General features: G+C 65.8%; 22 protein-coding genes. 15 read left to right on the forward strand and 7 right to left on the reverse strand.

The annotated features are described in order from the left end of the window. Positions 1–12: 12 nt before the first annotated feature. Positions 13–1008: an aromatic/alkene monooxygenase hydroxylase subunit beta gene (locus tag BC358_RS15565; protein ID WP_079366533.1), complete on the reverse strand. Its 996-nt coding sequence runs from the start codon at positions 1006–1008 to the stop codon at positions 13–15. A gap of 46 nt (positions 1009–1054) precedes the next feature. Continuing rightward, positions 1055–1255, reverse strand: a complete 201-nt coding sequence (locus tag BC358_RS15570; protein ID WP_079366534.1) for a phenol hydroxylase subunit — start codon at positions 1253–1255, stop codon at positions 1055–1057. Positions 1256–1597: 342 nt separating this feature from the next. On the opposite strand from BC358_RS15570, the gene BC358_RS15575 reads away from it, so the two are divergent. The 3 genes from BC358_RS15575 (at position 1598) to BC358_RS15585 (ending at position 4804) form a co-directional block, all read left to right on the forward strand. Beyond that, complete coding sequence (locus tag BC358_RS15575; RefSeq protein ID WP_079366535.1) at positions 1598–3277, forward strand: sigma-54-dependent Fis family transcriptional regulator; 1680 nt, start codon at positions 1598–1600, stop codon at positions 3275–3277. A 10-nt stretch (positions 3278–3287) separates the two neighbouring features. After that, complete coding sequence (locus BC358_RS15580) at positions 3288–4034, forward strand: GntR family transcriptional regulator (protein WP_079366536.1); 747 nt, start codon at positions 3288–3290, stop codon at positions 4032–4034. Between the two features lie 158 nt (positions 4035–4192). Further along, positions 4193–4804, forward strand: coding sequence for a hypothetical protein (locus BC358_RS15585; RefSeq protein ID WP_079366537.1), 612 nt, complete (start codon positions 4193–4195; stop codon positions 4802–4804). A gap of 16 nt (positions 4805–4820) precedes the next feature. Here the strand turns inward: BC358_RS15585 and BC358_RS15590 are convergent, their stop codons facing one another. The 3 genes from BC358_RS15590 to BC358_RS15600 are packed head-to-tail and all read right to left on the reverse strand — an operon-like array spanning position 4821 to position 6722. Next, positions 4821–5441, reverse strand: coding sequence for a MarC family protein (locus BC358_RS15590; protein WP_066160115.1), 621 nt, complete (start codon positions 5439–5441; stop codon positions 4821–4823). Between the two features lie 4 nt (positions 5442–5445). Then, positions 5446–5949 (reverse strand): MaoC family dehydratase, encoded by a 504-nt coding sequence (locus BC358_RS15595; RefSeq protein ID WP_066160118.1) that lies wholly within the window; start codon positions 5947–5949, stop codon positions 5446–5448. A gap of 14 nt (positions 5950–5963) precedes the next feature. After that, positions 5964–6722 carry an SDR family oxidoreductase gene (locus tag BC358_RS15600; protein ID WP_079366538.1) on the reverse strand — a complete coding sequence of 253 codons (759 nt, stop codon included), beginning with the start codon at positions 6720–6722 and terminating at the stop codon, positions 5964–5966. A 121-nt stretch (positions 6723–6843) separates the two neighbouring features. Between BC358_RS15600 and BC358_RS15605 the strand changes: the two genes are divergently transcribed. Next, positions 6844–7527: a dienelactone hydrolase family protein gene (locus BC358_RS15605; RefSeq protein ID WP_079366539.1), complete on the forward strand. Its 684-nt coding sequence runs from the start codon at positions 6844–6846 to the stop codon at positions 7525–7527. A 7-nt stretch (positions 7528–7534) separates the two neighbouring features. Continuing rightward, on the forward strand, positions 7535–8524 hold the full coding sequence (locus BC358_RS15610) for an amidohydrolase (protein WP_079366540.1): 990 nt from the start codon (positions 7535–7537) through the stop codon (positions 8522–8524). A gap of 15 nt (positions 8525–8539) precedes the next feature. Here the strand turns inward: BC358_RS15610 and BC358_RS15615 are convergent, their stop codons facing one another. Continuing rightward, the gene (locus tag BC358_RS15615; protein WP_079366541.1) at positions 8540–9661 is read right to left on the reverse strand and encodes a magnesium transporter CorA family protein; all 1122 of its coding nucleotides are present in this window, start codon (positions 9659–9661) and stop codon (positions 8540–8542) included. 13 nt (positions 9662–9674) lie between these two features. Continuing rightward, positions 9675–10676 carry a porphobilinogen synthase gene (hemB, locus tag BC358_RS15620; protein WP_079366542.1) on the reverse strand — a complete coding sequence of 334 codons (1002 nt, stop codon included), beginning with the start codon at positions 10674–10676 and terminating at the stop codon, positions 9675–9677. A 205-nt stretch (positions 10677–10881) separates the two neighbouring features. On the opposite strand from hemB, the gene BC358_RS15625 reads away from it, so the two are divergent. The 10 genes from BC358_RS15625 to tuf all read left to right on the forward strand — a co-directional run. Further along, positions 10882–12012, forward strand: a complete 1131-nt coding sequence (locus tag BC358_RS15625) for a hypothetical protein (RefSeq protein ID WP_066160138.1) — start codon at positions 10882–10884, stop codon at positions 12010–12012. Positions 12013–12264: 252 nt separating this feature from the next. Further along, a complete protein-coding gene (locus BC358_RS15630) occupies positions 12265–12693 on the forward strand; it encodes a CopD family protein (protein WP_066160141.1) in 429 nt (142 codons plus the stop codon). Beyond that, positions 12693–13817: a VanZ family protein gene (locus tag BC358_RS15635; RefSeq protein ID WP_079366543.1), complete on the forward strand. Its 1125-nt coding sequence runs from the start codon at positions 12693–12695 to the stop codon at positions 13815–13817. The genes BC358_RS15630 and BC358_RS15635 overlap by 1 nt, the downstream gene beginning before the upstream one ends. 9 nt (positions 13818–13826) lie before the next feature. Then, positions 13827–14168: a ferredoxin gene (locus BC358_RS15640; protein WP_066160148.1), complete on the forward strand. Its 342-nt coding sequence runs from the start codon at positions 13827–13829 to the stop codon at positions 14166–14168. Between the two features lie 35 nt (positions 14169–14203). Continuing rightward, a complete protein-coding gene (locus tag BC358_RS15645) occupies positions 14204–14827 on the forward strand; it encodes an alpha/beta hydrolase (RefSeq protein ID WP_079366544.1) in 624 nt (207 codons plus the stop codon). Positions 14828–14873: 46 nt separating this feature from the next. After that, a complete protein-coding gene (locus BC358_RS15650; protein WP_079366545.1) occupies positions 14874–16061 on the forward strand; it encodes a D-alanyl-D-alanine carboxypeptidase family protein in 1188 nt (395 codons plus the stop codon). Between the two features lie 136 nt (positions 16062–16197). Continuing rightward, positions 16198–16575, forward strand: coding sequence for a 30S ribosomal protein S12 (gene rpsL / locus BC358_RS15655; protein WP_066160152.1), 378 nt, complete (start codon positions 16198–16200; stop codon positions 16573–16575). A gap of 156 nt (positions 16576–16731) precedes the next feature. Continuing rightward, entirely contained in the window at positions 16732–17202 is a 471-nt protein-coding gene (gene rpsG, locus BC358_RS15660; RefSeq protein WP_066160156.1) for a 30S ribosomal protein S7, read from the forward strand. 96 nt (positions 17203–17298) lie between these two features. Further along, complete coding sequence (gene fusA / locus BC358_RS15665) at positions 17299–19401, forward strand: elongation factor G (RefSeq protein WP_066160159.1); 2103 nt, start codon at positions 17299–17301, stop codon at positions 19399–19401. A 108-nt stretch (positions 19402–19509) separates the two neighbouring features. After that, the coding region (gene tuf, locus BC358_RS15670) for an elongation factor Tu (protein WP_079366546.1) at positions 19510–20549 on the forward strand (1040 nt) is incomplete at its 3' end.

Raw genomic sequence — 20549 nt, forward strand, 5'->3', positions numbered from 1 at the left:
GTGGTCTCCTGGTCAGGCGGTGACGCCGGTCTTGGCCAGGCGCGCCTGCAGCTGCACGCGGGCGTCGCTCAGCACGGTCTCTCCGGTCTCGCCCAGGGCCAGGCGGGCGATGGGCGAAAGGGCGGCCTGGGCGCGGTCCATCCAGTGGCCGGCCCAGTCGCGCAGCAGGGCTTTGTTGGCGTCCGATTCGGCACCCGCGGCCTTGATGACGGCGTCGATCCAGCGCGCGGTTTCGTCGTGCCACTCGGGCATGAAGCTGGTCAGCATCGCGACCGCGGTGCCGCCCTGCAGGGCGACGTGGTCGTCCACGAAGCCACCGTAGATCAGCGGGTACAGCAGGCCGTCGAGCGCGAAGTTCTGCGCCACGAACAGCTCGAACGGGTCGCTGACCACGAAGCTGTCCTCGACCAGCCGGCGCAGGCCCTGCCACTCGGGGGCGTCCAGCCAGGCCTGCTTGCCGTCTTCCAGCGACTGCGGCTCGCCCAGCACCAGGCCCAGGCGGGTCAGGTACTGCGCCACACCCAGGTTGTCCATCGCGTGGAACATGGCCGGCGCGGTGAAGGCGGTGCCAAAACCGTAGGCGCAGATGGACGCGTTGTTCATGTTGGCGCCCCAGGCCGCGTGGCGCAGCGGCATCAGCACCGTCAGGGCCTTCTCGCGCACGGCGTCGGGCATCTTGCCGACCATGCCGCGCTGCTCGACGAACTGGAAGTTGGCCTCCATCGCGTCCTGCTGCTTGGCGCGGGCCATGGTCCAGGTCGCGTAATAGAACTGGCGTGGGTCCTTGAGCACGTACCAGTCGGCCAGCACGATCTTGCTGCGGCTGGCGTCGAAGAGTTCGTGGCCCGGGTCCCAGGTCGGCCGGTAGTGGAAGTTCACCATCGGCTGGGCGCCGAAGGTGGCCTCCTGGTAACGGCTGGCGGCCTTGTCGCCGCCAATGTATTTCGCCACGTGGGCGTAGGTCTGGCGCAGCGGCGTGATCTCCCGCGCCTGCAGGTCGATGTTCATCGGTGCTTGTCTCCGTTGGAATGGTTGTTGAACGGCTCTCGGGAACTCAGGTGTCCAGACGCTGCACCCGGTTGTTGGCGCAGAAAGCCTCGAAGGCCGGGGCGGGCAGCATCAGCTCCACCGCCAGCTCCGGCCAGCCGATCGAGAACTCGAAGGCGACCAGGCCGTCGGCCCGGCGTTCGATGACCCGCACGAAGCGCAGCGAGGTGTCGACGGCGGGCAGGGAGGTGTCGGTGGTCTGGGGCATGGTGCTTGGAGCGGTCGGTGCGTTGTCGGGCGCGTCCCCTTTCGCAGATGGCGTGCCAGTCCGACCGGGTCGGGCCAAAAATCTCGATATTTCAGGGAAATCCCTGATGAAAAAGCCGGTGTGCAGCGCAGCATCCGGATCGCCCGGCACTCTTCGATAGCCTGTTTCTTGAGCTGTTGCGGTGCGGCACGAAGGAAAAGTCTTGATTTGATGAGGCGCTTTTGGCCACGAGTGATCAAATGATCAATTTCAGGCACTGCTTCGCCGGCTTGTCGATCTGGGGGAGCGTGGCGGAAAATATCGAGATTTCAGTCGCCGCAGAGCGACCCACCGGAGACACCTTTGGACCCCCATCTGACCTACCCGCCCGACAACGACCTGCGCCGGCTGCTGCGCTTCGAGCCGCACAGCGGCGCCATCTGGCTGGGCGAGCGGCGCATGGTGCTGCTGCACACCGCGGCGCTGACGGCCCTGCGCCACGACCTCATCACCTCGGTCGGCAAGGACCACGCGCGGCGACTGCTCACGCGCCTGGGTTATGCCTGCGGCCTGCACGACGCCGGTTTCGCTGCCAAGACGCGCGGCAAGAAGACGCTGGAAGACATGTTCCTGGTCGGGCCGCAGCTGCACATGCTCGAAGGCGCGGCGCGCGTGACGCCGGTGCGGCTGGAAATGGACGCCGCGGCCGGCCGCTTCGAGGGCATGTTCCGCTGGGACGACTCGTGGGAGGCGCACGCGCACCGCCTTCACTATGGCGTGGTCGACGAGCCGGCCTGCTGGACGCTGCTGGGCTACGCCAGCGGCTACACCAGCGCCTTCATGGGCCGGCTGATCCTGTACAAGGAAATCAAGTGCTCGGCCTGTGGCGACGACCACTGCCTGATCGAGGGCCGCCCGATCGACGACTGGCCCGACGGCGACGCGCACCGCCAGTACTTCGAGGACGACTCGCTGCTGGAGAAGATGGCCGCGCTGAGCCAGCAGGTCGAGGCGCTGAAGAACACGCTGGAGCCGGCCGAGTCGGGTGGCATGCTGGTCGGTACCTCGCCGGGCTTCCAGCACGCGCACGACCTGATGCGCCGCGCCGCAACGACGCAGGTGACGGTGCTGCTGACGGGCGAGACCGGCGTGGGCAAGGAGCGCTTTGCGCGCGCGCTGCACGAACACTCCGAGCGCGCCGCCGGGCCGTTCGTGGCGGTCAACTGCGCGGCGCTGCCGGCCGAGCTGATCGAGGCCGAGCTGTTCGGCGTCGAGAAGGGCGCCTTCACCGGTGCGCACGCGGCGCGGGCTGGCCGTTTCGAGCGCGCCGAAGGCGGCACGCTGTTCCTCGACGAGGTGGGCGACATGCCGCTGCCCGCGCAGGCCAAGCTGCTGCGCGTGCTGCAGGAGGGCGAGATCGAGCGCCTGGGCAGCGAGAGCGCGCGCAAGGTCAACGTGCGCCTCGTGACGGCGACCAACGTCAACCTCGAAGCCGCGGTCGAACGCGGGCAGTTCCGGCGCGACCTGTTCTACCGCCTCAACGTCTACCCGATCTGCATCCCGCCGCTGCGCGAACGCAGCAGCGACATCGAGCCGCTGGCTCGGCACCTGCTGGCGCGCTTCACCGCGCTGCACCAGAAGCGCCTGGGCGGCTTCAGCGACCGCGCGCTGCAGGCGCTGGCTCGCCACCGCTGGCCCGGCAACGTGCGCGAACTGGAGAACCTGGTCGAGCGCGGCGTGATCCTGGCGGCGCAGGGCGGCGTGATCGAGGCCGAGCACCTGTTCCCCAACCAGTCCGAGCCGGCACAGGACGGCATCGATCCGCAGGGCCGGCTGGCGCGCCGTGCACCCGAGGACGAGCTGCGCCTGTGCGCGCAGGTGCTCGATGCCGGCGTGCCGATCGAGACCCTGGAGGCGCAGGTGCTGGCCCTGGCGGTCGAGCGCAGCCGCGGCAACCTGGCCGGCGCCGCGCGCCTGCTGGGCCTGAGCCGCGCGCAGCTGGCCTACCGGCTCAAACGCCAGCATCAACAGGAAGCCGATTGAGGTCATCACCATGCTGCAAGACCTGCTTCAACCCGCACACGCCGCCGGCCCCGCGCCGCGCAGCGACGAACCCGAGCCGCGCACCCTCACCGAACGCGCCTACCGCGCGCTGCGCCACGACATCGTGTGCGGCGATCTGCAGCCGGGCCAGCGCCTGCGCGTCGAGCACCTCAAGGACCACTATGGCGTTGGCGCCGGCACGCTGCGCGAGGCGCTGGCGCTGCTGGTGTCCGACGCGCTGGTCACGGTCGAAGGCCAGCGCGGCTACCGCGTCAGCGCCGTGTCGCTGGACGACCTGTGCGACCTCACCGACACGCGCGTGCGGCTGGAAACCGAGGCGCTGCGCCAGTCGATCCGGCTCGGCGACGCGGGCTGGGAGAACTCGGTGCGCGAGGCCTTTGCGCAGCTCAGCGTGGCCGAGGAGGGCGGCGCCGGCCGCGACCCGGACCAGTGGGAGCGCGCCAACCGCCACTTCCACGAAACCCTGATCGCGGGCCACAGCTCACCCTGGACGCGGCACCTGCTGGACATCCTCTACCGCCACGGCGAGCGCTACCGCCACATCGCCATCCGCATCGGCGCCACGCCGGGCTTCGACCGCGACGTGCACGCCGAGCACGAGGGCATCTTCCTCGCGGCGATGGCGCGCCAGGAGGCCCGCGCCGCGCTGGCGCTGGAAGCCCACATCCGCCTGACCTGCGACATCCTGACCCGCCAGGCCGACGCGGCGACAGGCGGCGGATTTAAGCTGTCTTAATACAGGTGGGGGTAGGGTGACTATCTCCCTTTCCACCCGTTCCGGTCATGAACATCCCACGCTTCCGAGTCCTGCCCTTGCTTGCCCTTGCCGCAGGCGCCTGTGCCTGGCCCGCCTGGGCCGTCGACCCCGTCACCGATGCCCTGCAGAAGGCCTAAGTGCCCTACCGTGCGGCCCTGTTCAAGACCAACGCCGGCCAGGCCGGCGAATCGGCCGATGCGCTGAAGCAGGCGCAACAGGCCTGGTCCCAGGTCACCCAGCTCGTGAAGTCCCAGCCCACCGTCCCGTATGCCAACGATGCGCTCATGGCGCGCACCCTGAGCGGGGTCGAGGAGCACTACGCCAGGGCCGTGCAGCAGGTGGCCGCGGGGCAGTTGTCCCAGGCCCACGACACGCTCGAAGGTGTGCGCGACCTGCTCAGCGAACTGCGGCGCCAGAACCAGGTCATCGTCTACAGCGACCACATGAACGCCTACCACGCCCAGATGGAGCATCTGCTGGACGAGGGGCCGAAGTGGCTCAAGGCGGACGACGGCTTGCCGAAGCTGGCCGCGCAGGCCGGCGTGCTGACCTACCTGGCGGGCCTGCTCGCCAGCGAGGCTCCGGCGTCGGCGCAGTCATCGCCGGAGTTCAAGGAACTGCTGGGCGCGGTGACGCGATCGGTGGAGGCGCTGAACGCGGCTGTGGCGGCGGGCGACAAGGCCCGGATCGAGAAGGCCATCGGCCAGGTCAAGGCACCCTACAGCAAGCTGTTCATCAAGTTCGGCTGAACCGGGGCACTGGCCCTCAGGCGCCCAGCGCCGGGAACAGCTTGGTCAGCCCGGCGGCCATCACCTCCACCGCCAGCGCGGCCAGGATCAGGCCCATCAGCCGGGTCATCACGTTGATGCCGGTCTGGCCCAGGAAACGGGCGATGGGCTTGGCCGCGGCGAAACACACGGCGGTGGCCAGCGCGATCACCACGCCATAGCCCACCAGCGCGGCGTGCTGGAAGAAGGTCTTGGCCTGGTCGGCGTAGATCACCACGGTGGACATGGTGGCCGGGCCGGTGAGCAGCGGAATGGTCAGCGGCACGACCGCGATAGACGCTTTGGTGCCGGCGTCGTCCACCTCGCTTTTGGTGGCCTTGGCCTCGGCTGGCTGGGCGTTCAGCATGGACAGCGCCGAGGTCAGCAGCAGCATGCCGCCACCGACCTGGAAGCTCGCCAGCGAGATGCTGAAGAACTCCAGGATCTGCAGGCCGATCACCGCGCAGGTCGCGATGACCGCGAACGCGCTGAACGAGGAAATCAGGATGGTGCGCTTGCGCTGCGCCGAACTGAATCCCTGCGTGTAGTGGATGAAGAAGGGCACGATGGCCAGCGGGTTGACGATGGCCAGCAGGGTGATCAGGGGCTTGAAATCCATCCCGCTATTGTGCGGGCGCGGCGGCGCGAGGGGGCGCTTTCAGCCGGAACATCCCGTAGCCCTCCATGTGCAGCACCTTGTCGCCGTGCTGGTTGAACATCTCCCAGATGGTGCGCACCAGGCCCACGTCGGGGCGCTTGCTCATCGGGCGTTTCTCGGTGATGGTGTGCTGCAGCCGCAGCACGTCGCCGGGGTAGACCGGCTTGGTCCACTTCAGGCTCTCCAGCCCGGGCGAGCCCAGGCTGGAGGTCTCGTGCAGGAAGTTGGTCACCATCAGCCGCATGGCCATGGCGCAGGTGTGCCAGCCGCTGGCGCTGAGCGCCCCGAACACCGAGGCCTTGCCGCCTTCTTCGCTCAGGTGGAAGGGCTGCGGGTCGAACTGGCTGGCGAAGGCGATGATCTCCTCCTTTGTCGGCGAAATGCTGCCCAGGTCGCGGGTCTGTCCGACCTCCAGGTCTTCCCACCAGATCCTGATGTGCGGGCTGTTCTCGGGCGTGGTCGCGGTCATGGGTGGTTCCTTGTTCAACGCCCGCCGGACACATCCAGCAGGCTCATGGTGGTGTAGCTGGCCGCCGGCGACAGCAGCCAGACGATGGCCTGCGCGACCTCGTCGGCCGTGCCGCCGCGCTGCATGGGCACCTGGTGCTTGAGGTCGTTGACGCGGGTGGGCAGGCCGCCCGAGGCGTGGATCTCGGTCTCGATCAACCCGGGCCGCACCGCGTTGACGCGGATGCCTTCGGCCGCCACCTCCTTGGCCAGGCCGATGGTGAAGGTGTCGATGGCGCCCTTGGCCGCCGCGTAGTCCACGTACTGCCCGGGCGAGCCGATGCGCGAGGCGGCGCTGGAGACGTTGACGATGGCACCGCCCTCGCCGCCGTGGCGCGTGCTCATGCGGCGCACCGCCTCGCGCGCGCAGAGGAAGCTGCCGTACACATTGATGTCGAACATGCGCTTCCAGCGCGCCGCGCTCATCTCGTCGACGCGGGCGGTCACGTCCACCACGCCGGCGTTGTTCACCAGGCCGGTGAGCCGGCCCAGCTTGGCGTCGATCTTCCCGAACATGCGCAGCACCTGCGCCTCGTCGGCCACGTCGGCCTGCACGGTGATGGCGTTGCCGCCGTCGGCACGGATGGCGCGCACCACCTCGTCGGCGGCCAGCGAATTCGCGGTGTAGTTCACCGCCACCGCCCAGCCCTCGCGCGCGGCCAGCCGTGCCGTTGCCGCGCCGATGCCCCGGCCGCCGCCGGTCACCAGCAACACCCCGTTGGACCCTGCGTTCATCCTGCACCCTCCTGACGCGATGCCACATTTGCGGTTACAACATGCACCTGTCGAAACTTAACGCAGGTGGCCCCGCGCAAGCGTCGCGCACCGGACCTGCCACTCATCGTTCGGAGACTTCATGAGCAGCTTTGTTCAACTCACTTCCGCCGACGGATTCCATTGTCCCGCCTACGTCGCGCAGCCCGCCGGCCAGCCCAAGGGCGGGCTGGTCGTGCTGCAGGAAATTTTCGGCGTCAACAGCCACATTCAGGCCGTGGCCGACGGCTACGCCGCCGACGGCTATTTCGTGGTGGCGCCCTCCACCTTCCACCGGGTCAAGGCCGGCGTGGATCTGGGCTACACCGAGTCCGACATGGGCGCGGGCATGGCACTCAAGACCGCGGTCGAGGCCTTGCCCCCACCGGGCGTGATGGCCGACATCCAGGCCGCGATCCGTCTGGCCGCACAGGGTGGCAAGGTCGGCATCGTGGGCTACTGCTGGGGCGGTCTGCTGACCTGGCGCTCAGCCTGCATGCTGCAGGGCCTGTCGGCGGCCGTGCCTTACTACGGCGGCGGCATGACCACACCGGAGGAGATGGCGCGCCAGGAGCAGGTGCCGACGCTGGCGCACTTTGCCGAGCAGGACCGCTGGATTCCGCTGGACGGTGTCGAGGCGTTCCGCCAGGCGCACCCTGCGGTGACGGTGCACCTCTATCCGGCGCACCACGGTTTCAACTGCGACCAGCGGGGTGCCTGGGACGCGCCCTCGGCCGCGCTGGCCCGGGAGCGCACGCTCGCCTTCTTTTCACAGCACCTGGGCTGAGGCCTGCATGCGCAACCTGCTGCGACGGGGCCTGTTGTGGCTGGCCTGTGGCGCGGCGCCTGCGATGGCGCAGACCCCGTATGCGGGGCCGCTGTTCGACGCCCATCTGCATTACAACGACGACGCCTGCGTGCAGGACGCGCCCGAGCCGGCCTGCCCGCACCCGCTGACCGATGTGCTGGCCCGCATGCAGCGCAACGGCGTGCGCGCGGTGCTGGCCAACTCGCGGCCCAATGCCGGCACCCTTGCCCTGGCCGGCGCGCGCGAGGCCACGCATGCCGCGGGCGTGACCGTGGTGCCCTTCGTGCGCCTGTACCGGGACCGGGCCGACTACAGCAGCTGGTTCCGGGACGAGAGCATCGTCGAGCTGGTGACCACCGAACTGGCGCGGGGCACACCGGCCGGACCCTATCAGGGCCTGGGCGAGTTCCACCTCTACGACAGCGCGAATGCCAACGGGCCGGTGGCGCGGCGGCTGATGGCACTGGCCGAGGAAAAGCAGCTCGCGGTGCTTGCGCACGTCGACGACGTGGCGATCGACCTGCTGATGGCTCACACCGCGGGGAAAGGCGATCTGCCGCCGGGCCGCCCCAAGGCAGATCAGCCCCCTGGGGGGGCAGCGATCCGCGAAGCGGCGGAGCGTGGGGGCTTTCGCTTGATCTGGGCGCACACGGGCATCGGTGGAGCTTCCGTTGAACGCGTCGATGCGCTCATGGCGCGCTACCCCCTGCTGATGGGCGAGCTGTCCTACCGGCCGGGCCTGACCTGCGGCGACGGGCAGCTGTGCCCCGAGTGGCACAGCCTGCTGCTGAAGTACCCCGAACGGTTTCTGATCGGATCGGACACCTGGGTCAACCAGCGCTGGCTCTATTACGACGAGCTGATGCAGTCTTACCGGCACTGGCTGGGCGGGCTGCCGGCCAGCGTGGCGCGCCGCATCGCCTGGGACAACGCCGCCACGCTGTTCGGTGTGGCGCACGGCAACGGTCGGCCCTGACGCGGTGGACCGCGCTCAGCGCCCGCTGCGCGCCAGGTAGCGCTTGCGCCAGAAGACCACGCTCAGGCCCACGGCGATGAAGGCCATCGAGCCCATGGCCCACCAGAAACCGGCGTTGTCGTGCAGCAGCGGGATGAACTCGAAGTTCATGCCGAAGATGCCGGCGATCAGGTTCAACGGCAGGAAGATGGCGGTCAGCGCGGTGAGCGTGCGCATGATGTCGTTCGTGCGGTTGCTCTGCGCCGAGAAGTGCATCTGCACCGCGGTCTCGGCGTTCTGCTCCAGCCGGCGCACGTGGTGGATCACCCGCTCGATGTGCTCCAGCACGTCGCGGCTGCGCACCTTGAGCAGCTCCAGCCCCCTGGCGCCGCCGAAATGGTCGTTTTTCCCCTCGGTCACCTCCCAGCCCGCGAGCGCCTCGATCCAGTCCTGGATCGCGGCGCGCTGGTCCTCGCAGATCTCGTCGAGCTGGTGCAGCGAGATGCGGGCGTCCAGCAGCGAGCCCCAGTTCGTGAACCGCGTGGACGGGTGCAGCAGCTCGGCCTGCCAGTGGTCCAGCTGGCGGGTCAGCTCGCGCCGCAGCTCCAGGTAGCCGTCGACCATCTGGTTGACGATGCGCAGCATCAGGTCGGCCGGTCCCGCGGGCAGGTTCACGCCGGCCGCCCGCGAGGCGCTGGTACCCGCGGCCAGCAGGCGCGTGGCGTAGTGGTCCAGCACCGTGCAGCCGGCCGGATGCACCGTCAGCAGCACCCGGTCGAACACCGCGAATCCCACCGGGCTGGTGTCGATGCGGCGCAGCACCGGCGGGCCTCCGCGCCGTGTGGGCTGCGTGAGCACATGGCCCGGGTGGGAGAGGTCGGTTTCGCTGTGCCCGGCGGCCAGGCGGCGGAACACCAGCAGGTCGTACTGCGAGGTGTAGTCGAAGTGCGAGGGCAGCTGGTTGTTCAGCAGGTCGGAGATGTGCAGGTCCACCAGCGGCACGCTGCCCAGCGCCAGCAGCGTGGACTGCACATGGCCCTGCTCCAGCTCGAATTCCCGCCGGCCGCAGGCGATCCAGATGAATCCGCTGACCGGCGGTTGCGTGGGCAGACCATCCGATTCGGTGACCGAGGTCGTCTGGACGTGGAAGACGCGCATGCCCGGACGCGCTTCAGCCGCGCAGCAGCCGCGCGGCGTCGCGCGCGAAATAGGTCAGGATGCCGTCGCAGCCGGCGCGCTTGAAGGCCATCAGGCTCTCCATCATCACCGCGTCGTGGTCCAGCCAGCCGTTCTGGGCGGCGGCCTTGAGCATCGCGTATTCGCCGCTGACCTGGTAGGCGAAGGTGGGCATGTGGAACTCGTCCTTCACGCGGCGCACGATGTCCAGGTAGGGCATGCCGGGCTTGACCATCACCAGGTCCGCGCCTTCGGCGATGTCCAGCGCCACCTCGCGCAGGGCCTCATCGCTGTTGCCCGGGTCCATCTGGTAGACCTTCTTGTCGGCCTTGCCCAGGTTGGCAGCCGAGCCCACCGCGTCGCGGAACGGGCCGTAGAAGGCGCTGGCGTACTTGGCGCTGTAGGCCATGATGCGCGTGTGCACGTGGCCGGCCGCTTCCAGCGCCTGGCGGATCGCGCCGATGCGCCCGTCCATCATGTCGCTGGGCGCCACCATGTCCACCCCGGCAGCCGCCTGGGTCAGCGCCTGCTGCACCAGGATCTTCACCGTCGGGTCGTTCAGGATGTAGTTGTGCTCGTCCAGCACACCGTCCTGGCCGTGGCTGGTGTAGGGGTCCAGGGCCACATCGGTCATCACGCCCAGGCCGGGGAACTCCTTCTTGAGCGCCCGCACCACGCGCGGCACCAGCCCCTCGGGGTTCATGGCTTCCTGGCCGTCCGGCGTCTTGAGCGACTGGTCGATCACCGGGAACAGCGCCATGTAGGGAATGCCCAGCTTCACGCAGTCCTCGGCCACCGGCAGCAGCAGGTCCAGGCTCAGGCGCTCGACGCCCGGCATGGACGCGACCGCTTCGCGCCGGCCGGCGCCGTCGAGCACGAACACCGGGTAGATGAAGTCGGCGGGGCTCAGCCGGTGCTCGCGCACCAGGTCGCGGGTGAAGACGTCGCGGCGCAGGCGGCGCGGGCGGGACAGGGGGTAGGGGGCGGGTGTGTGCATGAGGCTATTGTGGCAAACCGGTCAACCGTGCAGTAATTTGCGATGGCACCGGCGCATCGTGTCCGAGCGGTTGTTGCAAATCGTAAAAAAAGCACGATGATTGAGAACGTCGGAGTGACGTCTTGCACGCCGCGTAATAAGAAAATACTGATGCTGCTGCGGCCATGCGGGACGCAGTAGGAATCTTTCACTCAAGAGCACTGTCATGCAGCCCACCAGATCCAGCCCACCCAACCAGACCTCCAACCCCAAACCGGGCGCCCCGACCGAGGCCGATGCATGGAAGCTGGAGGACCACTGGCAGGAGCTGGTGTCTGCGCTGGCCGACCAGTTCACCGAAGGTGTGAGCAGCCTTCAAAACCAGATCGACCAGCTGCTGGCCAAGGGCCGCATCACCAAGATGGAGCACCGGGCGCTGAACATCCCTGCCGAACGCATCAAGCTGGCGGGGCTCAGCGCCCAGCAGATCCACCGCCTGTACGGAGGGCGCATCCGCCAGACGCACGAGAAGGTGAACATGGCCGATCTGGTGGAGGGCGTGCTGCAGGAGCGCAAGCAGGAACTGGGCATCCTGGGCATCGCCCTGCGCCGCAAGCTCAAGCCGGTCGAGGTGCTGATCGACCCGACGTTGGCGCATTCCTTTGTCAACGCGGTGCTCGACTGGGGCATTCCGTTCGGCAACCGGGTGGATGTGCGCATGGACCTCAATGCGTGGCCACAGCACGCGCGGCTGCAGATGCGCGTGGCCAACGACGGGATCCCGCCTTCGAGCAGCACCGCGTCCGACAGCCTCAGCTGGATGCTGATTCGCCAGATCGCTGCCGCCTCGGGCGGTATCGACCTCGAGCGCGACGTGACCGCCGAGGGCGTCAGTTTCACGGCGATGTTCAGCCGCACCGTGGTGCAGGCGGTTGATGGCATTTCGACCGTCGACCTGTCGGACGAACACTCGTCGATGTTCAAGTCGCTCTCGGGCACTTACGTGCTCACGATCTCCCCTAGCCTGCAGATCCGGGCCGACGTGCGGGATGCGCTGCGTGAAATCGGGATCACCTCCGACAGCGTGGTGGACTTCCATCAGGCCCGCGATGCCGTCAAAGCCCGCATGCCCAACCTGATCGTGGTCGATTCGGAGATCAAGGACGGGGAGTTCGAGCGCTTCCGCAGCGAGCTGTTGCGCGAGGTGTTCGAGTTTCCGTTCGTGGAGATTTCGCCCGACGACAGTTCGTTTGACATGTCCGGGTTTGGCGAGTTTTCGATGGCCAAGGTCGGACGCGGGAACATCCGGGAGGCGCTGGGCACGGCCGTGATGTTCGAATTGGCCAAGATGATGTAGTGCTTTTGGGTCTATTTATTGGCCTGCGCGCAGGCCCTGTCAGTTTTGACAGGGCTTCGCTTCACATTCGATGTGATCTGTTGTAACATCAGCTCCGAGCGCGTCCTTGGACCGCTCCCCGCTTTTCCTCCCTGAGCGGGTGCCTTAGTGTGTGACAGCAAAAAGGCTTCCTAACCCGGCCCTGTGGGCCGGGTTTTTTTTGTGCCGTGCGGCCATGAATCCCTGCAGCGGCGGCGCAGATAAACTGCCCGCATGCTCTGGGTCAAATCCTTCCACATCGTCTTCATCGCCAGCTGGTTCGCGGGCCTGTTTTACCTGCCCCGCATTTTTGTGAACCTGGCGATGGTTCCCCCTGAAAGCGTGGCCGAGCGCGAACGGCTGATGCTGATGGCCGAAAAGCTGTTCCGTTTCACCACCATGCTGGCCGTCCCTGCGCTGGTCCTGGGGCTCTGGCTCTGGCTGGGGTATGGGATCGGCCTGGGTGCCGGCAACGGGTGGATGCACGCCAAGCTTCTGCTGGTGGTTCTGATTCTGGGCTATCACCACGCCTGTGGGCGGCTTCTGAAGTCCTTCAGGACCAATGCCAATCGGCGCCACCATGTCTGGTTCCGGTGGTTCAACGAAGCGCCGGTGATCATGCTGGTGCTGGTGGTCGTTCTGGTGGTCGTCAAGCCATTCTGATGACCGGGCGCGCCGTGGCGAGCCGATCCTCTGCTATTCCGCTGTCGCTGCTGTTTGCGGCGCTCGTCGTCTATGCCAGTCTCTATCCTTTCGAAGGATGGCGCTGGTCTGGCGGACAGGTGTGGGCGTTTCTGAGCGCGCCCCTTCCCCGTTACTGGACGAAGTTCGATGTGTCGGCCAACCTGGTGGGCTATGTGCCGCTTGGGTTCCTGGCGGCGCTGGGGTTGCTGCGGTCGGGCTGGGGGCGCTGGGCGTGGTGGTTTGCGGTGCTGTTGCCGGCCATGCTGTCGCTGTCGCTGGAGACCCTGCAGAATTTCCTGCCCATGCGGGTTCCGTCCAACCTGGACCTCGGACTCAACATCGCAGGGGGCGTGCTGGGCGTCTGCCTGGCCTGGTTCCTCGAACGACTGGGTGTGATGCGGCAATGGACGCAGTTCCGTCGGAACTGGTTCGCGCCTCAGGCGCACGGATCGCTGGTGTTGCTGGCGCTTTGGCCGTTCGCCCTGCTGTATCCGTTGTCGGTGCCGTTCGGCCTGGGGCAGGCCTGGGAACAGCTAGAGGAGGTGTTGTCCAGTCTGCTGGTGGACACGCCCTTCCTGGTCTGGCTGCCCTTGCAGTCGGAAGCGGCAGTGCCGCTGAGCCCCCTGGCGCAGGCGTTGTGCGTGGCGCTGGGTCTGCTGGCACCGCTGATGCTGGGGTATGCGGATGTGCATGCTCCCTCGCGCAGGCTGGTGCTGCTGGTTGCGCTGCTTTTGTCGGCCCTGGGCGCCGCCGGATTCTCGGCGGCCATGACTTACGGGCCGGACCACGCCTGGGCCTGGGTGGACATGCCGGCGCTGCTGGGCATGGCCGTCGCCGCGCTGGTGGCGCTTGCCACGTTGAGGCTGCCACCGCGCGCGTGCCACGTCAGTCTGCTGCTGGCACTCGCAGTCTCCCTGAGTCTTCTCAATCGTGCGCCAGTGAGTGCCTACTTTGACCAGTCTTTGAACGTCTGGGAGCAGGGGCGTTTCATCCGCTTCCACGGCCTGTCTCAGTGGCTGGGCTGGCTGTGGCCGTTTGCCGCCCTGATGTATGCCGTGCGGGCAGTGACCCGACTCCCCGCCGGGCGCCAGGCCGACCACTAGAATCCAGCCATGTCAGAGAACCGATCCTCCTACTACGAGCGCCACATCTTTTTCTGCCTGAACCAGCGCGACAACGGCGAAAACTGCTGCGCGCAGCACAAGGCGCAGGCGGCCTTTGATCGGTGCAAGAGCCAGTCCAAGGCATTGGGCCTGTTGGGCCCCGGCAAGGTGCGGGTGAACAAGGCGGGCTGCCTGGATCGCTGTGCCGGTGGCCCCATCGCCGTCGTGTACCCCGAGGCTGTCTGGTACAGCTACGTGGATGAACAGGACATCGACGAGATCGTGCAGTCGCATCTCAGGGATGGGGTGGTGGTCGAGCGCTTGCGAACGCCACCGGAAGTCGGGCGCTGAGATGCCCGGATTCCTGGATTGATAGCGCGACACACGTGAACGCACACACCGAGCATCTTTTACAGGTAGGTCCCTCCGGGCAGCTGGAGGTGGCCATCGACCGTCCTGCCGGGTCTTCCCGTGGGATGGCGGTCATTGCACACCCCCACCCATTGCATGGGGGCACCCTCACCAACAAGGTGGTGCAGACCCTGGCGCGTGCTTTTGTCCTTTGCGGCTGGACGGCCGTGCGGTTCAACTTCCGTGGTGTGGGCGCGAGCGAGGGTGTCTACGACGAAGGGCGCGGGGAGCTGCAGGACATGCTGGCGGTTGTCAGGTCGCAGGCGCCTGACGGTCCGCTGTGTCTTGCCGGTTTCTCGTTTGGTGGCTTCGTCGCAAGCCAGGCCGTGGCCGCATTGCACGGCCAGCGGGACATCCAGAAGGTGGTGCTGGTGGGCCCTGCCACCAGCCGTTTCGGTGTCGCCGTCATTCCGGATGAACTTCGCCTGCGCACATTGGTCATTCATGGCGAGCACGACGACACTGTGCCGCTGCAGTCCGTGATGGATTGGGCGCGCCCGCAAGCCCTGCCTGTGCTGGTGGTGCCAGGCGGGGGGCACTTCTTTCATGGGCAGTTGCCCTTGTTGCGAGAACTGGTGCAGCGGCATCTCGTCGCCTGAACTCGGGTCGCTTCGGCCCTGGACTTCTTTCTTCTCTTTCAATTCCATGCTGTTTGAACGAATCTTGCCCAAGGGTGGTCTGCTGGCCGTTTTCTTTCTGTGTTGGCACCTGGCCGCCTCGGCGGCTGTTCCGCAACCTCCGGAAGTGGCGGCGCGGGCGTACCTGCTTCTGGATGTGTCGTCCGGGCAGGTCCTGGCGGCCAAGGAACCGGACAAGCCTGTCGAACCCGCTTCGCTCACCAAGCTGATGACTGCCTATCTCGTGTTTGATGCCCTCAAATCCGGCAAGATCGATCTCAAACAGACACTTTCAGTGAGTGAGCGGGCCTGGAAAATGCCGGGCTCCCGCATGTTCATTGACCCCAAGATGAAGGTGCCGGTGGAGGAGCTCATCAAGGGCATGATCGTTCAGTCTGGCAATGACGCCACCATGGCCCTTGCCGAGGGCGTGGGTGGAAGTGCGGAGCAGTTCGTCGAAATGATGAATCGCCAGGCCAAGGCGCTGGGAATGAACGCCAGCAGCTTCAGGAACCCGGAAGGTCTGACCGTTCCGGGGCACACCACCACGGCCCGGGATCTGGCGACGCTGGCGACCCGGCTGATGCGCGACTTCCCTGAATACGTTCCGTATTACGCCATTCAGCGTTACCGCTATCCAGGCACTCCAGCAGCCAATGACACCAACCGGAACCTTCTGCTGTTCCGCGACCCCTCTGTGGATGGCCTGAAGACCGGACACACCGATGCCGCCGGCTATTGCCTCGTTGCAACTGCCCGCCGGCCCAGTGCGTTGCTGGGCGCCGGAGCAGAGGGGCAGCGCAGGCTGTTGAGCGTCGTGTTGGGTGCTGCCAGCGAAAATTCGCGTGCAGCGGAGAGTCAGAAGCTGCTGAACTGGGGGTTCACGGCCTATGAGGCGGTCCGCTTGAGCTCCGTGGGCGGTGCGGTGGTCACTCCTCGCGTCTGGAAGGGGCGCGCGGATCAGGCCAAGCTTGGGCGCCCCGAGGGCGTGGTGGTGTCCGTTCCGGCAGGAACCGGCGCCGGGCTCAAAACCGAGGTCACGCGCCCGGATCCGTTGGTGGCCCCTCTGCTCAAGGGGCAGCAGGTGGGGGTGCTTCGTGTGCGTACCGCGGGCGGCGAGACGGTTGCCGAGGTCCCTCTGACGGTGCTGGAGTCCGTTGAAGAGAGTGGCATTTTCGGGCGGGCCTGGGACGCACTGCGGCTGTGGATCCAGTGAGTACATCGGTGCGTCGACGGACACCAGAGAGATGGATTTGGTCTTTCAATAGGCCCGTGATACAGTAGAGGGCTTTTCGGAATTTTCCGAAGGGTTTCGCTTTTTCGCTCATCAAACGTTTAGGGACGTTTCTTTCATGCCAACCATCAGTCAACTCGTGCGCCACGGCCGGGAGGTCGAAAAGACCAAGTCCAAGAGCCCGGCCATGGAAAACTCGCCGCAGCGTCGTGGTGTGTGTACCCGCGTGTACACCACGACCCCCAAGAAGCCCAACTCCGCTCTGCGCAAGGTCGCCAAGGTGCGCCTGACCAACGGTTTTGAGGTGATTTCCTACATCGGTGGTGAAGGCCACAACCTCCAGGAGCACAGCGTCGTGCTGGTTCGTGGTGGTCGTGTCAAGGATCTGCCCGGTGTGCGTTACCACATCGTCCGCGGCTCGCTGGACCTGCAAGGCGTGAAAGACCGCAAGCAGGCGCGCTCCAAGTACGGTGCCAAGCGTCCCAAGAAGGCCTGATCTTCCTGAAATGTCGGTGTTTGTTCCGCCTGGCAGGTGGTGCAAACGTAGTGACCCCAAACACGGGCTGTTCCGTGCGGGTCGAGTAAGTGAGGGTCCCGGATGGCTCTCGCGGTGTCCGAAAGGGCGCCAACTGAAGCAATGCAGAGGTAAAAAATGCCACGTCGTCGCGAAGTCCCTAAACGTGAAATCCTGCCGGATCCCAAATTCGGCAATGTCGAGCTTTCCAAGTTCATGAACGTGATCATGGAAGGTGGCAAGAAGGCGGTTGCCGAGCGCATCATCTACGGCGCCCTCGAGCAAATCGAGAAGAAGACCGGCAAGGATCCGGTGGAAATATTCTCGACCGCCATCAACAACGTCAAGCCCATGGTGGAAGTCAAGTCCCGCCGCGTGGGTGGTGCCAACTACCAGGTGCCCGTTGAGGTGCGCCCCGTCCGCCGTCTGGCGCTGTCGATGCGCTGGATCAAGGAGGCGGCCCGCAAGCGCAGCGAAAAGTCCATGGCCCAGCGCCTGGCCAATGAACTGGTTGAGGCAACAGAAGGTCGTGGTGGCGCCATGAAAAAGCGCGACGAAGTGCACCGTATGGCCGAGGCCAACAAGGCGTTCAGCCACTTCCGCTTCTGATTCTCGCGGGCGTTTTGTACGCCTGCTGTTCTTTTGGAAGCGAGCCCGCGGGCCCCACAGGGTCGCGGGCTTTGGTATTTAATTTTGGAGAATTTCATGGCACGCACCACGCCCCTTGAGCGTTACCGCAACATCGGTATTTCGGCCCACATTGACGCCGGCAAGACCACCACCACCGAGCGCATCCTGTTCTATACCGGTGTGAACCACAAGATTGGTGAGGTGCACGACGGCGCCGCCACCATGGACTGGATGGAGCAGGAGCAGGAGCGTGGTATCACGATCACGTCCGCTGCCACCACCTGCTTCTGGAAGGGCATGGACCTGTCCTACCCCGAGCACCGCTTCAACATCATCGACACCCCCGGCCACGTGGACTTCACCATCGAGGTGGAGCGTTCCATGCGCGTGCTCGACGGTGCTTGCATGGTGTATTGCGCCGTGGGTGGCGTGCAGCCCCAGTCTGAGACCGTCTGGCGCCAGGCCAACAAGTACAAAGTGCCCCGTCTGGCCTTCGTGAACAAGATGGACCGCACTGGTGCCAACTTCTTCAAGGTCTATGACCAGATGAAGCTGCGCCTGAAGGCCAACCCGGTGGCGATCGTGATACCGATCGGTGCCGAAGACAACTTCAAGGGCGTGATCGACCTCATCAAGATGAAGGCCATCATCTGGGACGAAGCGTCCCAGGGCATGAAGTTCGAGTACCAGGACATCCCGGCCGACCTGCAGGCGCAGGCCGAGGAGTGGCGCAGCAAGATGGTCGAGGCAGCCGCTGAAGCCAACGAAGAGCTGATGAACAAGTACCTTGAGGAAGGCGACCTGACCGAAGCCGAAATCAAGGCCGGCATCCGTGCGCGGACGCTGGCGGTTGAGATCCAGCCGATGCTGTGCGGTACCGCCTTCAAGAACAAGGGTGTGCAGCGCATGCTGGACGCCGTCATCGATTTCCTGCCTTCGCCGGTGGACATTCCGCCCGTGGCAGGTACCGACGACGATGACAAGGAAACCTCCCGCAAGGCTGACGACGAAGAGAAGCTGTCCGCGCTGGCGTTCAAGCTCATGACCGACCCGTTTGTGGGGCAGCTGACTTTCGTTCGCGTGTACTCGGGCGTGCTCAAGAAGGGCGACACCGTCTACAACCCGATCAAGGGCAAGAAGGAGCGCATCGGCCGTATCGTGCAGATGCACGCCAACAACCGCCAGGAAGTCGAAGAAATCCGGGCAGGCGACATCGCTGCCTGTGTGGGCCTGAAAGATGTGACCACGGGCGAAACCCTGTGCGATCCGTCCGCCATCATCACCCTGGAAAAGATGGTCTTCCCTGAGCCCGTGATCGCGCAGGCCGTGGAGCCCAAGTCGAAGGCCGACCAGGAAAAGATGGGCATCGCCCTGGGCCGTCTGGCTGCCGAAGATCCGTCCTTCCGTGTCAAGACCGACGAAGAGTCCGGTCAGACCATCATTGCCGGTATGGGCGAGTTGCACCTGGAGATCATCGTCGACCGCATGAAGCGCGAGTTCGGCGTGGAAGCCAACGTGGGCAAGCCGCAGGTGGCCTACCGCGAAACCATCCGTGGAACCGTGGAAGAAGCCGAAGGCAAGTTCGTGCGCCAGTCCGGCGGCAAGGGCCAGTACGGTCACGTGGTGTTCAAGATCGAACCACAGGAGCCGGGCAAGGGGTTCGAGTTCGTGGACGCCATCAAGGGCGGTGTGGTGCCGCGCGAATACATCCCTGCTGTGGGCAAGGGCGTGGAAGAGGCGCTGAACCAGGGTGTGCTGGCCGGGTATCCGGTGGTCGACGTGAAGGTCACTCTGCACTTCGGTTCGTACCACGACGTGGACTCGTCCGAACAGGCGTTCAAGATGGCCGCCATTTTTGGTTTCAAGGAGGGCTGCCGCAAGGCTCAGCCCGTCATCCTCGAGCCAATGATGGCCGTGGAAGTCGAGACCCCGGAGGACTATGCCGGTACCGTCATGGGCGACCTGTCTTCCCGTCGCGGCATGGTGCAGGGCATGGACGACATGGTCGGCGGCGGCAAGGCCATCAAGGCCGAGGTGCCGCTGTCCGAAATGTTCGGCTATGCCACCACGTTGCGCTCCATGACCCAGGGTCGTGCCACCTACACCATGGAATTCAAGCACTACAGCGAGGCTCCGCGGAACGTGTCCGAGGCCATCGTCGCCGCTCGTTCCAAGTAATCAGATCGGTCTTCGGCGCCCGTCGGGGTGGGCCGGCTGCCCGTGGCAGGCCCGTGCCGGAGACATTAAACACTCACGGGTTTTGTTCTTTCAACAGAGGTATTTGCAATGGCAAAAGAGAAATTTGAGCGGACCAAGCCGCACGTGAACGTGGGCACGATTGGTCACGTGGACCACGGCAAGACGACGCTGACGGCTGCCATCACCACGGTGCTGGCTGCCAAGTTCGGTGGCGCCGCCAAGGCCTACGACCAGATCGACGCGGCTCCTGAAGAGAAGGCTCGTGGCATCACCATCAACACCGCACACGTGGAATACGAGACGGCCAACCGCCACTACGCCCACGTGGACTGCCCCGGTCACGCCGACTACGTCAAGAACATGATCACCGGTGCTGCCCAGATGGACGGCGCCATCCTGGTGTGCTCGGCCGCCGACGGCCCGATGCCCCAGACCCGCGAACACATCCTGCTGGCCCGCCAGGTGGGTGTTCCCTACATCATCGTGTTCCTGAACAAGTGCGACATGGTGGACGATGCCGAGCTGCTGGAGCTGGTTGAAATGGAAGTGCGCGAGCTGCTCTCCAAGTACGACTTCCCCGGCGACGACACCCCCATTGTCAAGGGTTCGGCCAAACTGGCGCTGGAAGGCGACAAGGGCGATCTGGGCGAGCAGGCCATCATGCGCCTGGCCGACGCGCTGGACAGCTACATCCCCACGCCTGAGCGTGCTGTGGATGGTGCCTTCCTGATGCCTGTGGAAGACGTGTTCTCCATCTCTGGTCGCGGCACCGTGGTGACCGGTCGTATCGAGCGCGGCATCATCAAGGTCGGCGAAGAAATCGAAATCGTCGGTATCGCCGCCACCCAGAAGACCACCTGCACCGGCGTGGAGATGTTCCGCAAGCTGCTGGACCAGGGTCAGGCTGGCGACAACGTCGGTATCCTGCTGCGCGGCACCAAGCGCGAAGAAGTGCAGCGCGGCCAGGTGCTGTGCAAGCCCGGCTCCATCAAGCCGCACACGCACTTCACCGGCGAGGTGTACGTGCTGTCCAAGGACGAAGGTGGCCGTCACACGCCGTTCTTCAACAACTACCGCCCGCAGTTCTACTTCCGCACGACGGACGTGACCGGTGCCATCGAGCTGCC

The sequence above is a fragment of the Hydrogenophaga sp. H7 genome (assembly GCF_002025745.1).
Lineage (GTDB): Bacteria > Pseudomonadota > Gammaproteobacteria > Burkholderiales > Burkholderiaceae_C > Hydrogenophaga > Hydrogenophaga pseudoflava.